The sequence below is a fragment of the Myxococcus llanfairpwllgwyngyllgogerychwyrndrobwllllantysiliogogogochensis genome (genome assembly GCF_006636215.1).
Lineage (GTDB): Bacteria > Myxococcota > Myxococcia > Myxococcales > Myxococcaceae > Myxococcus > Myxococcus llanfairpwllgwyngyllgogerychwyrndrobwllllantysiliogogogochensis.
Genome location: NZ_VIFM01000055.1, coordinates 1 through 14,441, shown reverse-complemented (window position 1 = coordinate 14,441; position 14,441 = coordinate 1). Strand labels below are relative to the sequence as shown.

15 protein-coding genes are annotated in these 14,441 nt (G+C 64.2%); 11 read left to right on the top strand and 4 right to left on the bottom strand.

Annotated features, from left to right (window positions below):
* Positions 1–80: 80 nt before the first annotated feature.
* From FJV41_RS16150 to FJV41_RS16130, 4 genes are all read left to right on the top strand, one after another.
* Entirely contained in the window at positions 81–1,040 is a 960-nt protein-coding gene (locus tag FJV41_RS16150) for a hypothetical protein (RefSeq protein ID WP_141643381.1), read from the top strand.
* A gap of 820 nt (positions 1,041–1,860) precedes the next feature.
* On the top strand, positions 1,861–2,793 hold the full coding sequence (locus tag FJV41_RS16140; protein WP_141643379.1) for a lecithin retinol acyltransferase family protein: 933 nt from the start codon (positions 1,861–1,863) through the stop codon (positions 2,791–2,793).
* A 143-nt stretch (positions 2,794–2,936) separates the two neighbouring features.
* Positions 2,937–3,746 carry a hypothetical protein gene (locus FJV41_RS16135; protein ID WP_141643378.1) on the top strand — a complete coding sequence of 270 codons (810 nt, stop codon included), beginning with the start codon at positions 2,937–2,939 and terminating at the stop codon, positions 3,744–3,746.
* Between the two features lie 132 nt (positions 3,747–3,878).
* The gene (locus FJV41_RS16130) at positions 3,879–4,484 is read left to right on the top strand and encodes a hypothetical protein (protein WP_141643377.1); all 606 of its coding nucleotides are present in this window, start codon (positions 3,879–3,881) and stop codon (positions 4,482–4,484) included.
* 37 nt (positions 4,485–4,521) lie between these two features.
* Here the strand turns inward: FJV41_RS16130 and FJV41_RS16125 are convergent, their stop codons facing one another.
* Positions 4,522–4,824 (bottom strand): hypothetical protein, encoded by a 303-nt coding sequence (locus FJV41_RS16125; RefSeq protein WP_141643376.1) that lies wholly within the window; start codon positions 4,822–4,824, stop codon positions 4,522–4,524.
* Between the two features lie 258 nt (positions 4,825–5,082).
* On the opposite strand from FJV41_RS16125, the gene FJV41_RS53675 reads away from it, so the two are divergent.
* The 4 genes from FJV41_RS53675 (at position 5,083) to FJV41_RS52240 (ending at position 8,549) form a co-directional block, all read left to right on the top strand.
* Positions 5,083–5,904 carry a hypothetical protein gene (locus tag FJV41_RS53675; RefSeq protein ID WP_246137230.1) on the top strand — a complete coding sequence of 274 codons (822 nt, stop codon included), beginning with the start codon at positions 5,083–5,085 and terminating at the stop codon, positions 5,902–5,904.
* An 836-nt stretch (positions 5,905–6,740) separates the two neighbouring features.
* Positions 6,741–7,241: a hypothetical protein gene (locus FJV41_RS52245; RefSeq protein WP_181790678.1), complete on the top strand. Its 501-nt coding sequence runs from the start codon at positions 6,741–6,743 to the stop codon at positions 7,239–7,241.
* 438 nt (positions 7,242–7,679) lie between these two features.
* Positions 7,680–8,216 (top strand): hypothetical protein, encoded by a 537-nt coding sequence (locus tag FJV41_RS16100; protein ID WP_141643374.1) that lies wholly within the window; start codon positions 7,680–7,682, stop codon positions 8,214–8,216.
* A gap of 195 nt (positions 8,217–8,411) precedes the next feature.
* A complete protein-coding gene (locus tag FJV41_RS52240; RefSeq protein WP_181790676.1) occupies positions 8,412–8,549 on the top strand; it encodes a hypothetical protein in 138 nt (45 codons plus the stop codon).
* A gap of 162 nt (positions 8,550–8,711) precedes the next feature.
* Here FJV41_RS52240 and FJV41_RS16095 read toward each other — a convergent pair whose 3' ends face one another.
* Both FJV41_RS16095 and FJV41_RS16090 read right to left on the bottom strand, forming a co-directional pair.
* Positions 8,712–9,095, bottom strand: a complete 384-nt coding sequence (locus tag FJV41_RS16095; RefSeq protein WP_141643373.1) for a DUSAM domain-containing protein — start codon at positions 9,093–9,095, stop codon at positions 8,712–8,714.
* A 3-nt stretch (positions 9,096–9,098) separates the two neighbouring features.
* Positions 9,099–9,530, bottom strand: coding sequence for a hypothetical protein (locus tag FJV41_RS16090; RefSeq protein ID WP_181790674.1), 432 nt, complete (start codon positions 9,528–9,530; stop codon positions 9,099–9,101).
* A gap of 316 nt (positions 9,531–9,846) precedes the next feature.
* Between FJV41_RS16090 and FJV41_RS16085 the strand changes: the two genes are divergently transcribed.
* On the top strand, positions 9,847–11,160 hold the full coding sequence (locus FJV41_RS16085) for an exodeoxyribonuclease VII large subunit (protein ID WP_141643372.1): 1,314 nt from the start codon (positions 9,847–9,849) through the stop codon (positions 11,158–11,160).
* A 339-nt stretch (positions 11,161–11,499) separates the two neighbouring features.
* Here FJV41_RS16085 and FJV41_RS16080 read toward each other — a convergent pair whose 3' ends face one another.
* On the bottom strand, positions 11,500–12,102 hold the full coding sequence (locus FJV41_RS16080; protein ID WP_141643371.1) for an imm11 family protein: 603 nt from the start codon (positions 12,100–12,102) through the stop codon (positions 11,500–11,502).
* A gap of 198 nt (positions 12,103–12,300) precedes the next feature.
* On the opposite strand from FJV41_RS16080, the gene FJV41_RS16075 reads away from it, so the two are divergent.
* Both FJV41_RS16075 and FJV41_RS16070 read left to right on the top strand, forming a co-directional pair.
* Positions 12,301–12,915, top strand: a complete 615-nt coding sequence (locus FJV41_RS16075; RefSeq protein WP_141643370.1) for an RDD family protein — start codon at positions 12,301–12,303, stop codon at positions 12,913–12,915.
* 52 nt (positions 12,916–12,967) lie between these two features.
* Positions 12,968–14,441, top strand: a 1,474-nt coding sequence (locus FJV41_RS16070) for a HEAT repeat domain-containing protein (protein WP_141643405.1), incomplete at its 3' end; no start/stop codon positions are given.

Genomic DNA, 14,441 nt, shown 5'->3' with positions numbered 1-14,441 from the left:
GGGACGGCCACCCATCAGGAAAAACGAGAGGCGGCGGAGCCCCTGTCAGATTCGAACGGGTGGGGGGCTACGGTCGCCGTATGGACCACGACAACTCACTCCTTGGCACCCTGTGGCGCCACCTTGAGGCCTCCGGCTTCCAGACTGCCATCCAGCAGCACTTGCCGCCGGGAACAGACCTTCAGCAGGGCTTCCAGGAGTTCAAGCTACTCGCAGCCAAGCTCGGATTGGAGGCCTACGAGGCTGAGGTCCGCGGAGTCCCCCTGTGTACGGCCGTGGGGGACGAGCAGAACTTTCCAACTCTCTTCCGCATCCATGTGGGCCTGCGTGACGTGTTCACGCTGGAGATTCCAAAGGAACTCCAGGGATGGGCCGAGCAGTCCATGGCACTTGGCGCGTCCTCCAGCGACGAGTTTCAGAAGCACCTCGGGAGGATGGCGACTGATTCGACTCTCGCGGCTGGAGAGCGCGCTCTCGCGCGCTTTGCTCTATTTGAGCTTCTCTGTGCAAGCTTGTTCTTCGCGGATTACGCAGAGCGCGGACAACTTGCTGCGTTTGGCGTTGAGCGTTGCGACCTCGAGGCACTCGCCCAAAAGAATCTGACGCTGTGGCTCCAACTACCGGCGGAGCAGGCCGTGGAGGTTCGGCCGCTCAACATCATGCTTGCTGGTGCGATGGAGAGCCTCATGGTCAGGGGCGAAATCATACAGCAGCAGGTCCTCACATGGAACGTCGACATGGTTGCCGAAGCTCAACAGCGGAAGATTCTTGAACGGCGCCTGCAGGAGATGAATACGCCCGACGCGCTCCTTATTCGCAATGCTGTGGCGGGCCTAGGTCTGCTTGATGAGCAATACGTCACCATCGAGACCTTGCAGGAACAGCACTCCATTGTGCTCGGCGGCACGAAACGGAACACGCTCGACCAACGATTCAAGCGAATCAAGGTCAGCATCGCCGATGGCAAATGGCCCAAGCGAAAGTCAAAGGCCATCATTGACCTTGCTCTTCCGCAGTTTCCGACGGAGGACGAAGAATGAAGCCGCTAACTTGGCTTGCCGTGGCGAAACTGCTGTCCAGCCAACCGCCTGGTTCGAAACTGCGCCTGCGGCGCTCCCTTACCCAGCACCCCAAAGATGGAGGGCTGGTGCCCACACTGGGGTTTCCCGTAGGCCAGAGAGCCGACTACCGCCTCGACTACGGCGGCGAGCAACTTCTCTACATCCAGGACTTTGGAACGCACCTTGAAGCACGGCTGGAGCAACGCCGCCCTCCCGTTGCCCGGGCAGTTACTGAGACCTCGGCTGAAGCACCTGATGTGGATGCAGTGCTCGGAGCAGCCGCTGTTGGTGGACTCATTGGGCTTTTGTTCGGGCGTAGCAGCAGCTCAGTGGTCACCGGCCTCGTGTTGGGGGCCGTGGCTGGCCTCGCCGCGAATGCAGCGGAGTCAGCACGTGGGACGATGACCGCGATGCCAAAGGGAGCTGGGGTGCTTCCGTCGGCAAAGGTGGGCCTCGCGAGGGGCACACCGAGTTTCGCATTCCCAGCTACGAGGGCCCTGTCAGAAATGGGCAGGACGTCTGGTACTCCTCTTTTGGCCAAGGCGAGCTTGGTGAGAACCGCCCCGACCGAATCAAACCCGCTGAAGAGGGCGCTGTCAGAAGCAAGGAAGGTAGCTGGTACACCTCAAAGCACCAACATCGGCTCAGCAGCGAAAGTAACGAGCACAAAGGGTTCGGAAAAGAAGGGGCTGTCAGAAACGGCGAGGCCAGTCGGTAAAATCGATGTTGTCGGGCGAACCTCGAAAACGAAGTCTCAACTGAAGGTCCCTGGGCAACCAGGAAAGAAAGGTCCCAAACCATGAAGCTTTACAGTCAGATCAGCACGAATGCCCTTGTGCCTGCCGGCGGCCTGCTGCCGGGGCAGGTCAACACCATCGTCGCAAAGAGGCTGTACCAACTCGGCGACCATTTGCGCTCCACGCGAGGGGTGTACACGCATCACGGTATCTACGTCGGCGAGGGCCAGGTCGTTCACTATGCTGGAGATCGCGCTAAGGACGCCGATAGCGCGCGGGTTCGGTTGGGCACCCTCGAAGAGTTCGCGGATGGGCAGCCCGTCGAGGTCGTGCCCTACGGCACGTGCCTCCCTCCGATTGAAGTCGTGATGCGCGCCCACAAACTTCTGGGCGAGGCCCGCTACAACCTTGTTCTGCGCAATTGCGAGCACCTTGCAACGCTTGCGAAGGTCGGAGTGCCGTTCAGCACCCAGGTGCGTGAGGTCCTCGCTATCGTCGGAACTCCGCTTGCCGCGAAAATGGCTGCGAGCTTTTTAGCGGGTGGTGCTGCGCTGAAGTTCGTTGGCGCCGCGAGGACGATGACGGCGCTGAGTGCTGCCGGAGGACTCATCGGTGGTGGCCCGCTTGCTGGAGTAGCCGTCACCGGAGCAGCGATTGGGGCCGCGTCCCTGACGACGCTTTTCCTGGCCTACAAGGACGACCCCTTTGCGCCGGACGCCGAGCGTCACGCCCGCGCGGACGCGCGCCGCACCGGCTGGCTGACCCTCTTGTTCGGTGCGCTCGGCACCGTAGCTCTGGTTTCTCTCCTTGGCCGAGGCCGGGGCGCCGCGCTGGTGAGCAGCGGACTCAAGAGCGTCGGCAAGGTTGTTGGTGGCGGCATGGCGGCTGGCGCCGTTGTCTGCGCTGGTGCGCCACTGGTCCTGGCGGCCGTGGGCGCGAAGACGGCCTACTCCCGCTCGAAGAAGAAAGGCGCGAAGGGGCCTGCGGAACCCTAGGCATCATCTGGTGTAGTGCGTGAGGTAGCATCCACCCGCGCGCGCAGGCCGACGAATCGCGACCGGCAATGGCTGCATCACCCAGCGCGCGTGGAGTCGACGCTGCGGCTTGCTGCCACGAACGAAGAAGGAGGGACTGGGGCATGAGCATCAGAACGCCAGAGCCTGCGGTAACAGAAGCTGCAACAGGTGCGAGGGAAGCTCCTGCCAGGATCGAGAGCGGCCTGTCATGGCGCATGCTTCTCTCCGAGCTTGGGGTAGCGGGCCCGACCTGCCCAAGTTGCGGCCATGGGTTCGAGAAGATGCCGCAGCGAAAGCGGGCCTGTCCGAAGTGCAGCGTCATTCTATATTCGCGTAAGCGAGCGTTCGACGGCGCCAAGTCACTGCTTACGGAGACGCAGGCCCGCGACGATGCGGCGCAAGGTTCGCTTCGCTCCTTCGTTCAAATTGGCGGGATGCCGGAGCCCGAGGTTGATGCGCTCCTCCTTTTTCTCCATGGGCAGCTTGGTCGAGTCCCCACTGCACACGAGGTGGTGGCAGAAATCCTGATGCGTCAGGCCGCGACGCATGCCGAAGCATGGAACTGGGGTTTGTACCGTAACGCTCGTTTCAACTTGGCTGAAGCGCTTGTCCGCCAGGGGCGACGTGAAGACGCATTGAACCTCTTCCTTGAGGTACTCCTGCTTGACCTGAATGGGCCGCGCAACATGGGGACCAAAGACCCAGAGGTCGTTCGACTTTTCCCCCCCTTTGACCCGTCAACTGCCTTCCTCGCCCCGGGCGCCATTGGCCGTGCCGTCGATGTCATGGCCGACCTCAGTCTTTCATCGGATGAAGTGGAAAAACGGTTCATCTCGCTGGATGGTTCTACTGAGCCCCTGCGGGGGCTGCCGCGCTCGGCTGTCGATGCCTGGCGAGACCTCAAGAGGGTTTTCGCGAATGGTCGTCGATGAGAGTGCTGGCTCGGGAGGCGCCCGTGGGCAACCTGCCCGTGTCATTGTTGCTCTAAAGGCAGATGGAGTGGTGTGGCACCCGAATTCGAACTCTTCTTGCGTCTCCCCTGTATGCGAAATAGCCATCCCCATATGATTGATTTCGTTGTCCGTCGTGACCCCAATCGCGATCTTGAGCGTGCTCTCATTCCTGGGGCAAAACCCGCGCACCTGATGAAGGCCACGGGCAAGATCGTCCCCGATGAGTTGGCTCGAAGCTTGACGCTCATTCATGAGTCGGCCCACGCAGTGCTCGCTACCGTGTTGCGCGGGTCGTTATGCACGCGCGTCTCTGTCAACCCTCGAAGCCCGGCGACTGAAACTGTTTCAAACGCGCGGGATGCCGTGGCCGGAAATGAAGACCTGATTGACCTTGCTGGGCTCTATGCCGAGATTCGCGTTGCGGAAGGCGAGCTTGGGTATTCCCACCAGCACATCCAGAACGCCATGCATGATCTGGAGAAAGCACGGGCACGGCTTAATGCGAGCGAAGATGAAGAGCGTCGGTGGGGGGACTGCTACCGTCCCCTTGCTATGGCGGCCATTGAGCATTTCTGGCGAGCTATCGAGAGGGTCGCCAATGCACTTGCCGACAAAGCCGAGCTGACTGGCGCGGAGGTTGAAGCCTTGGTGAAAGGGGAGCTACCGACGACTCCGCTTCCCGATGCTCTCCAAGGCAGGCTGAAGCCAGGTTTCTGAAAGTCCTCCTGGTCTGTGCCTCAGTTCCAGGACCAAATTAAAGGGACGAATCGTCTGGGGCTTCGCCCGCGTCAGTCTCGTGCTCGACTTCCTGTGGGCGCTCATCCGCTCCCTCGACGTTCGAAGCCGCCTTCTCCCTGTCGCCCGCTGTTGCCGAGCACGCTTTTTGATGGTTCCACGGCGTTCCACGGACCGGCTCGTTGATGGGCACCTCCAGCAAGCGCGCGAAACCACTGGAGTCCATCACGAGCGCGCGCGACCAGGTGTCACCGCCGATGATGGCCTCTTCTTGAGGCGATTCCCTTTGGGGAATCGACGGTTGCAGCTTGAGCCGGAGCACGAGGCGGCTCAAGGCTGCCCGGAGGGCACCGCCGCCAGGCGGCCGTAGGGCCTTGAACCGACTCGGGATTCCGGCGTCCATCATCCAGCCGGCTCACCCGTCCATCAACAAACGTGCTCGGCAACACCCGCGAAGGCGCCGACGGTGATGTGGCCGCCCCGCGACTGCGTCCAGCACGTTCACCACTGCCGCCTACCTCCCTCGGGGTATTGCCTCGCCCGTGCGCCCGACGCCTACTGCTGTCGGAGGAGGCCCTCCATGCGGCTACGGCTGACGCAGGATGTGGATCAGGAGGCAGATGGCCGGCGGGAGCTGACGGTGGAGGTATTCGTCCACGAGCGGCGGGGCGGCGTCGCTGAGCTCCAGCCCGCGGGCGCTGAATGGCGCGTGCGGTGGCTGCGTGGGACGGCGGACCTCAACCGCCAGGGTAGCGGCACGGCCACGGTGCGGGTGACGGCGCCGGGGCTGTACCGCGTGCGGAGCGTCGCGAGTGCTCGGCGTGCCCGGGACGCCTACGTCGAGGTGTCGGACGCGGAGGGTGCCCTCCACGCCACCGTCCTCGGGGTGGATGAGCAGGTGCCGCGCATGACAGGGCCTACGCTCCAGGTACTGGAAGAGCGATTCGGCATCACCTCGGCCCGGGCCGCACGCGCGTCCCAGCGGCGTGATTCGGCTGACGCGCTCGCGGACCAGCTCGAGGCGGGCTGTGTCCACGTCATCCTGCCGCACGTGGTCCTCACAGTGGAGGGGCTGGAGGTGCCGCCCCTCCAGGCCGTCAGCGACAAGCAGCTCTCCTACGCGCGCGCCGTCCGTGCGAGTGCCGTCCATGGTTTCCTCAGTGCGATACTGGCGCGCGGCGCGAAGACTCCACGCTCCAACGTCGAGGAGCAGATGCCGATGCTCGCCGGCTGGGTGCAGAGCCACCTGCGAGCGGAGACGGAGAGCCGTTACTGGCTGGACGGCCAGGCGCGCGCGTCCCCGGACATCGGCGTGTTGGGCGAGGCTTTCCGTGCAGCACGAGCCGCGAAGGTGGAAATGCCTGCGGACCCGCTTCTCCACATCGAGCTGGGGTGGCCATGAGCCTGATGATGATTTAGGGCCTCCTTGCCAAGCTGGCCCCAAACGCCTCCGCCTCCCGCATGATGCGGACCATCTGCTCCTCGGTAAGCCTGCTCTTCCTCACGACCGACCTACCTCCTGGCCGCGAGGACTCTCTCACTCTTCAACTGGTCCGAAAATTAGGGAGCAGACCAGGGGCGGCCCTGCCCGGGGCGCCCCTAATTGTCCGAGTCCTAATGGACACCCATGTTCAAGGGGCGAATGACTTGCGCCTGAAGAGCGCTCATGCTGGCTTTCGGCTCTGATCTAGTTGGGGGGCATCTGCCATGCAGGGACCGAGGATTCTTGGCGTGGAGGAGCGCATCGCTCTCCTGGAGGAGGTGCTCAGGAACGAGGTGTTGCTAGGGGGGCGCGTTGAGGGCCGAACTGGTGTCTCCGCCACGATCTTTGCGCGCGGTAGGCGCGTGACGCTCTCCATCGGCGAGTCCGGCCAGGTCCTCGTAGACGGAAAACCTGCGAAGCCTGCGCCGGGTGTGGCACCCGTTGGCCCTCCACAGCCCGTTCCTCGCGGGATGAGCATGGATGAGCGAAAAGCCATCCTGGACCGAGTACTTCAGAATGAATCGTCGCTCGGCACTATCATCGAGAGTCAGGACGGAGTCTCCGCGCGGCTTGCGCGTGGGCCTCTGCGTGTCGTCCTCTCGATTGACGAGTTCGGCCAGGTCCTCGTTGATGGGCGACCTGCACGCCCTGCGGCTCCGGTTGGTCCAGGGCAGGGGCCTTCACTTGATTCCCGCTCTGCTTCGCCTGAGCGGGCCCATAGCGGCCTCTTCGGTCTTGTCGAGCGCAACCGCCCCGTGCTGTTGCTGTTGGGCCTCATCCTTTTCGTGGGAGTTGCTGCGATTCTGACGCCTTCGCAGACGCCGAGCGCGCGTTCCACGCAGATGGCACGAGACCACGAAATTGAGGCCAGCGAGTTCTTGCCACAGAGTGCCGGGCCGCTGACGCGCGAGACGATTCGGAAGGCACCGAGGGGCAACTCGGCTTGGGCGAAGTATCTGGCGGCTAGTCACCCTGGAATAGAGATTGAGGTCCAGGCCAGGTGGGAGGGGCCAGAGTTCGACCAGATGATTTCGGCGGGTGGTACGCCCGACGAGGTTGCGGGACGGCGCGTCTACATGAGTGGCCCAAATGTGTACGACCAGTTCAAGATTCGCTGGGCCGACAATGGGTGGCAGTTCTATGTGCGCGCGGCGTATCAGAATGACGCCCAACGTGCTGGGGCGGAGAGTGTTGCTCGCTCGGTGGCGGCCGACATCATCACCCGGGGCTCAAGGCTCAAAAGCTTTATGGATTGATTGATGGTTCCGGATTGAGGTTGTTTGCCCGGGATGCGAGGCAGGAGGCCGACGGCCGGCGGGAGCTGATGGTGGAGGTGTTCGTCCACGAGCGGCGGGGCGGCGTCGCCGAGCTACCCGGGCGCGGAGTGGTGAGTGCGATGGCTTCGGGGGACGGCGGACCTCACCCGCCAAGGCAGCGGCACTGCCACGGTGCGGGTGACGGCGGCGGGGCTGTACCGCGGATGGAGCGTCGCGAGTGCCCGGCGTGCCCGGGACGCCTAGGTCGAGGTGGCGGAGCCTCATGGTGCGCTCCGTGCTTCTGTTCTCGAGATGGGCGAGGCGGCGCGCCGCAGGGCGGGGACCACGCTCAGGCCATGGAAAAGCGATTCGGTATCACCTCTGCCCGGGCCGCACGTGCGGCCTCGCTGCGTAAAGCATCAGGCGCGCGCACCCCCCATGGCTTACCTCTGGAGGCGCTCTCTGAATGTGCGTATCCTTTCACGCATGTCGCGTACAACTTCGCTTGCCCGTGCCGAACTGCTTCCCATTCTCAGAGGACGGCTTGAAAAGGCCCGCGCCTATGGATGTCTCTACGTCCCCGCCGAGCCCGGCGAGATTGATGCCCTCTGCGAGAAGGCGATCACGTACTGGAGAACAGCCGGCGCCAAGGTTCCTTGGAAGATGCACTATGGCTTGGCTCAGTCGTTGATGAATGAGTCGGGAGAAGAGGCGCCGCACCGCTACCTACGCCTCCCCCATTTTCTGACGATGGCCATTCTCTTTGTTGATCCGCTTCAGGAACGATTCCCGCGCTTCAGTCTTGCGAACTACGATCTGCGAGCGTTTGAGCGCGAGGTCACGGTGGTCGAGGCGGAACTTGTTGAGCGGCTCGAAGCCGCGCAACGCAAAGTTGGTGAGCTTCAGCTTCGTCTCGACGAGCTTGAGCGTGAAATGCAGCCGGCCAAGACACGTCTTCGGCGTTCGACGAGATGAGCCCTGGTTAGTGCCCGGACCACCAGCTCTGTGCCTGTGGCAGGTGGGACGAGTGCAAGGACGGCTTGAGCGCGCCTGCCGCAGCTCAGCGCATTCTTGCGGTTGGGGCCGGCCTGCGGCTTCGAAGACGGCCTTGAAGGACTCGCCGGGCGCCCTAATGGAGGGCCTCGAAGCGCCTGCCTACGTTACGCATGGATGCCGACGAATTCGGAGGTGGCATGGTCGACGGCGATGAAGCCGGCGGCCTGGTCCTCTCGCGTCGTCACCATGCAGGTGGCGTTGGTGACCTACATGGCGTCGGGCATGTCGGTGGTAATCGTGCCGTCGTGGTGACGCGAGCCCAGCACCGGGCGGGCACGTCTAGGGGCCAGCAGCTTCGCTTCGCTCATCAGCCGAAGGCAGCGGGCCTTCGAGGTGCGCACGCCCTGCGCGCGCAGCCATGCAGGGCGTAGCCCAGCCGTTCCGATGCCCCGTTATGACGGCGGTACCGCTGCTTCATCCCGCTTCGTCGTCGAGGTCTTCGAGCTGGCCTTGTGCAGTCTCTCGATAGAGGGGAACTACCTCCACCGCCAGCACGTCGCGCATTTCCTGCCGGGCGCTGTCAAAGTCTCCGGCCTCCTTGTGCTTGTACATCCGGTGTAGCGCGTTCACGAGCCTGCTGGAGCCCTCCTTGATGCGGCGCGCCGACTCTCGCAGGAGTTCCAACGCCCCCGCTTCTGTCGTGAGTGCGCGCTCTGCCTCGCTGTCGCTGATTCCCACCTCGGGTGCAGTGCGTTTCAGAAGGTCACGCACTTCGGCGGTAAGGGCGAAAGGTTCGTCCTCTTGCAGTACACGGCGGGCGAGGGCGCGAATGGGGTCCCAATCGATTTCGTCCGTCACGTGCTATTCCCCTTTCTTCTTGGGGCGACACTTGTTGATGGGCCATTCATGCTGCCCCTTGCAGTAATCGAAGCAGGCGGAGCAGTCGCCTTTCCAGCCCTTGTTCTGGCAGTCGCCATAGGCGCGGATGCACTCCCGTCTCCACTCCGGCAGATGGCTATTGTGTGAGTCGTCCCATTCCTCGGTGTCTGATGCAGCGTCCGTGACTGCCTTCGCACCTCCCATGAGCACGGCGGCTTCGCTGGTGCTGAAACCGCACGCCTCCGGACCGAATCGCTGAATGCAGCATGTTGCGCTGTCCATGCAGGTGGTTTGCGCGTAGGTGGCGCTACGCTTGCCCTTGCGGCTGACGCTGCCGGTGGTGCTGCTTGAGCAGCCAAGGGCCAGGACGGAGACGACGCAGAAGAACAAAGTCCGCAAGTCATGCTTTCGCATGAAATCCGATTAATCATGAGTTGCCCCGGTGCGTCTAGCCTCCTTGTGCGGGGCGTGGGTGAGTCGTACATGCCCCACGGTATTCACATATGGGGACTGAGGGACATCGAATCGCTTGGCCCCTGCTCCGTGCCAGTCACGCCGGGACATTCAGCGAGTTCGAGAGCAGCGAGAACGCCATGGGGAGTCCTCTGACGCGCTGTGTCGATTGTTGGGGTGGCTCGTGGCAAAGGGGGTTTCTGTGGGGGCATGTCAGACGCATCTGCTAGGTAGCCGCCCTGGCAGGTAGCTCAACCCACTGCGCTTGGGGGCTGGCATGAAGGGTATCCGTCGTTCGACTGGCAGGGGCCGAAGCAGCAAGAAGAAGAGCCAATTCCAGGCCGTGGCGCGCGATGCCCACGGACCGAGTCACTTCGAGGCCGAGGTCATCTCCGTTCGAAGCGGAGACCATGGTTACTGCTTCCTGTGGCTCCTGCGGACGAGCGATGACGTCAACATCAACGCAATGCTCTCCTCACACCTTGCTCTTCCGCAGGAAGGCGACATGGTCCTGGTTTGGGGGGGCTTCGAGGAGAACCCAAAAGCGAAGACCCTCCCGAAGCCGGTCCGCCTGCGCGTTACATCCATCACGCAGCTTGGAAGGAAGTCCGCCCGCCACAACGAGTGGAGCGATGCCCTCAAGAGCGTGCTGGTTGGGCACGTGCCCATGAAGGAAACGCGTACCATTCGCCGCCCCGTCATCGTCACTGGCCGCAACACGGCCGGAGAGACGGACATCCGGAATGAGCTGAAGGGGGCGGAGTCACTCGACCCTGGCTTCCCTATGTTCGAGTATGTGGATTTGAACGCACCGGAGAGCATCGCAGCAGGAGTGCGCCAAGCAGCCCGTGTGTCCGATGTTCGCGCCATCGTCCTGGCTCGCGGCGGGACGTCGGAGAAATGGCAGCTCCTCCCGTTCAGCCACCCTGCAGTGGTTCGAGCTGTTGCGGAGGTGGCGAAATTCATCCCCGTTGTTGTCGCGATTGGGCATGCGGATGATCACCCGCTCTGCGAACAGAGTGCCTCATTCACCGTTACCGCTCCGTCGGCGGTGGGGTCGCTGTTTCGCATTCTGAACCAGGAGCGAGAGGACCGGCTTCGCCGTGACGCCGTGGAGAAGGCGCATGCACGGCCTGGCTATGAGGGCGCTGCTCGAGGAGCCAATGCGCCCGCTCAGTCTCAGCTTCGTAGCGAGGACGCTGGTCGCGAAGCCAACGTGCCTGTCCAGACACCTTCCGATTCGAGGGGGGCGGTGCCAGATGCTCCCAGAACGACTTCATGGCGCCGTCATCGATGGAAGTTAGCTCTCACTGGCCTCGTCGCACTGTCGGCCGTGGTAGGGATGGCGACATGGGGGTTGTCCAATGAGGCGCCCACGGAGGCTCCGCCTCCTCATGCTCCGGCTGCAGTGGTGACCACCGTCGCCCCCGTACAGCCTGCGCCTCCGAAGCGAAAGAAGACGAAGCCGAAAGCCAAACCCATCAAAGAGGTTCCGGCCGGGGACCGCGGAACTGCGGATGCTGGCCGCGAATCGTCCCCAGCGGCAACCGAGGCCCCGCAGGCCCTGAACCCGATAGATGTGTTTGAATGAGGCGGGGCTCCTTGGGGTGTGCTCCGCTCTCGTGGATATGTTGGCACGGACCGCCACTTTCTAACTCGGCTGGCGCCGTGGGTCCGAGGTGTGCCCCGCACCGGGCAGGGGCCCGGCTCTATTTGGCACTTCTTCCTCCATCCCCAGGGACCGGGGGAGCCTGCGCGAAAGGGGGGGCGAGGGCGGCGCCTGACCATCAGGGGCCGGCGGGTCCTCGTGAATCCGCCTTGCGCAGCGCCGACGCAGGCGGATCGTTGGCAGCGCACTCGCTCACTGGCATTGACACGCGTGCGATGTAGTGGCCAAGTCTTGCGAAGCACATGTGCCCAGCCAGTGGACTCATGGGCCGTGGTAGTCTTCGATGAAGTCGGGGTGGTACCACTCCTCGACAGGCATGAACTTGAACCCCTCTGCCTCCCACCCTCGAAGCCGGTCCACCAGGGACGAGTGGAGGAGGATGGTGTAGAGGAGTTCGCCCAGTCGGAAGATGAGCCGTCTCTCCAGGGGAATGGCTGCGAGCGCATGCTCATCGAGCACGAGCTTGCCAATCGCCAACATCTCCCGAGGGGAGTAGAACAGGCCCTTCGTGCGCTTCTTGTCGACGCAATAAATCGAGCGACAGACATGGAGCCACCAGAACCTCTGGACTTCCCCGCTCTCGAAGGAGACCTCAGCCGGGAGAAACTGAAGGTGGCTGATGGCGAGAGGCTCAAGGAGGGACTTGGCCTGGGCGGAGAGCAGGGGCGTACAGGAGCCCTCATACGCAGGGAAGGGTTCTTTCGGGAGCACTCCCGTACGGATGCGCAGTTTGATGGGGTTCGCCACGAAGACAGGGCGCTGTCGCCAGTTTACTCCTACGAGTTGCTTCTCGGGGGGAGGACCTTCGCGCGTCATCCATTGGTTGAGCGAATCGCCCATGAGCATGAAGTAGTCGTTCTGCATGTCGGCGTGTGGCTCGTGTGGCTCGTCGAATCCATCGAGCTTGCCGCCGTGACTTGCGTCAAGCAATTCAGAGGTAGGGGGCTTGATGTGGTGGGTCCGGTGACTTGATCTGTTGGGTTAAGTTTGGCTCCCAATGGGAGCTTTCTCGCCGAAGTAAGTTGCTGCCTTCGGGCGGGCGTAGCTGTGCTGCGGCCCTCCATGTCCGACTTCCGCGAGGCCCTTGAATCGATTTCGGAAGCCCAGTGCTCGGAGCACCCAGGTTTCTCCGCTGACGGTGCATGTACTCGTTGCGGCACCTTCGTCTGTGCCTTCTGCGCGTTGTCCTGGGCGGGCCGGTGCTTCAAGTGCGTTCATGCCGCTCCCGAACTCGCGACGCGCAGGGCCCGGCTCGCGGCAAGCCTTGTTGATGGTGCCGCGCTCCTGCTCCCGTGCCTACTCCTGGGCGTCCTTCGGTGTCTGGCCATTCCGGACGAGGCGGCGATGAATGCTCCAGCAGTCTACGCACCGGCACTCCTCGTGCTGTTCGTGCAGGTGAGCCTGATTCGGGGCACGGGGGCGAGCCTCGGCAAGAGGCTCCTGGGGATCCGCGTCGTCCGAAGAGATGGCCGTCCGGCGGAGGTGTGGCGCATTGCTCTGCTGAGGAACGTGCTCCCGCTGGCGCTTTGCGGCTACTTCGGCTGGCTCGGCCTCGTGGACGCGCTCTTCATCGTTGGAGAGGAGCGGCGATGCCTCCACGACTGGGTGGCCGGCACTCGCGTCGTGAAGGCACCTCGAGCGCAGCGCTCCTTCGCTGCGCGGCTCGTGACTGGCTGAAGCGTTGGGTTCGGAGTCCCTTCACAGCGAAGGGAGAATGCGAGGCGATGACATGGAGGGAGAAGTGCGGTCGGGGCGTCCCCGCTGGCTGGCTGGGCTCGTGTGCGCGCTGGTGTCGCTGTCCCTGGGGTGTGCCCGGCAGACGTGGAAGCGGGAGGACGTCATGTCGTGGGAGGGCTGCTGCCAAGGGGCTGGCGCGTGCCTTGCGCTGCTGCTGCAGGAAGTCCACGGCCCAGACTCCGGAGAGCGATGGCTTCCGCCGGAGCAGGAGTGCGCTGCCTGGAAGCTGGGGCGCGAGGGGGAGGACGTCGTCCCCCGGCTGGTTCCACTTCTCCACCATGCGGACCGTCGCGTCCGCGGCGGAGCGGCACGGGCGCTGGCGGCCATGGAAGAGAAGGCCAGGCGGGCGGTACCTGCGCTCCTCGCTGCGTATGAACGGGAGCCCGGTGGGATGGCCTTGCACGCGCTCTCCTCGCTCGACGACGCGCGAGCAGCGCCAGCCATTGTGCGAAACCTCCTGAAGTCGCCCACGTCGACGCTGGAGCACCTTGGGCCGACCTTGGCTCCGGTGCTGCTGGAGGTGCTGGAGAGTCCGGAGGCGAGCTGGGAGGCGCTGGTGCGGGTGCGCTATGTGCTCGCCCGGCGCGCCGTCACGCACACGGAGACTTTCGTTCCGCGCCTGCGGTCGCTCCTCGCGCGGGAGCTGGCGGAGCCCACGCTCCTGCGCCCACCAGGGACGTCCTGCCAGCCGGCTCCAGCGTCAGGCTGCGCGGCTGTCTTCGACGGGTGCACTCCGCGAGCGGCCTATGTGGCGTCGGTGTTGGCCGCCTACGAGCGCGAGGGGCGGGAGGCGGCCCCCGAGGTGCTCCAGGCGCTCCAGCGGGCGGACGTGCGCCTCACGCCCGTGGCGCTGCAGGCGCTGGTGGCCTTCGACAACCCCGCTGCGGTGCCCGAGGTCCTCCGGCAACTCGCCGCGCCGGAGTGCCGTGCGCGAGCCCTCACGAGCCTCGCGTCCCTGGGGCCGGTGGCCCGTCCGGCCGCGACGGAGCCGCTGCTGCGCGTGCTGGCCACGGGGAAAGAGGGGTGGGAGCGCGCGCGGGCGGCGGAGGCCCTTGGACGGCTGGGCGACCCAGTTGCCCTCAAGGCACTGCGCCAGGCGGTGTACGAGCCGCACAGCGAAGTCCAGGCCGCAGCCGTCCGGGCACTGAGCAGCTACGGCTTCCGTGCCCATGGGGAAGAATTGGAGCCGCTGTTCCAGCAGGTGCTGACGACGCATGCTTCCCCCGTGGCGCGGAGCCACGCGAGGTGGGCCCTGCAGGCTCTCTCCGGGGAGGAGGTGCGGCCTGCGTCGCCTTCCGCGCCCGCCAGTGTCCTTCCAGGGCCCGGCCCGGATTGGCAGATGTGCCAGGGCCCCACGTCCACCCAGTTGCACTGGGACAAGCCGAGGGCGCCCTCGCGAGAGGGGCCCTGTGCGGATGTACCTGACGCGGACTCAGCGTCCGTCCTCGAGGCCATGGGAGAGGCTT

What these genes read in the sequence shown, in the direction of transcription:
- FJV41_RS16150 (WP_141643381.1), top strand. Translation starts at nt 81, where the DNA reads ATGGACCACGACAACTCACTCCTTGGCACCCTGTGGCGCCACCTTGAG.
- FJV41_RS16140 (WP_141643379.1), top strand. Translation starts at nt 1,861, where the DNA reads ATGAAGCTTTACAGTCAGATCAGCACGAATGCCCTTGTGCCTGCCGGC.
- FJV41_RS16135 (WP_141643378.1), top strand. Translation starts at nt 2,937, where the DNA reads ATGAGCATCAGAACGCCAGAGCCTGCGGTAACAGAAGCTGCAACAGGT.
- FJV41_RS16130 (WP_141643377.1), top strand. Translation starts at nt 3,879, where the DNA reads ATGATTGATTTCGTTGTCCGTCGTGACCCCAATCGCGATCTTGAGCGT.
- FJV41_RS53675 (WP_246137230.1), top strand. Translation starts at nt 5,083, where the DNA reads ATGCGGCTACGGCTGACGCAGGATGTGGATCAGGAGGCAGATGGCCGG.
- FJV41_RS16100 (WP_141643374.1), top strand. Translation starts at nt 7,680, where the DNA reads ATGGCTTACCTCTGGAGGCGCTCTCTGAATGTGCGTATCCTTTCACGC.
- FJV41_RS52240 (WP_181790676.1), top strand. Translation starts at nt 8,412, where the DNA reads ATGCCGACGAATTCGGAGGTGGCATGGTCGACGGCGATGAAGCCGGCG.
- FJV41_RS16090 (WP_181790674.1), bottom strand. Translation starts at nt 9,530, where the DNA reads ATGCGAAAGCATGACTTGCGGACTTTGTTCTTCTGCGTCGTCTCCGTC.
- FJV41_RS16085 (WP_141643372.1), top strand. Translation starts at nt 9,847, where the DNA reads ATGAAGGGTATCCGTCGTTCGACTGGCAGGGGCCGAAGCAGCAAGAAG.
- FJV41_RS16080 (WP_141643371.1), bottom strand. Translation starts at nt 12,102, where the DNA reads ATGCAGAACGACTACTTCATGCTCATGGGCGATTCGCTCAACCAATGG.
- FJV41_RS16075 (WP_141643370.1), top strand. Translation starts at nt 12,301, where the DNA reads ATGTCCGACTTCCGCGAGGCCCTTGAATCGATTTCGGAAGCCCAGTGC.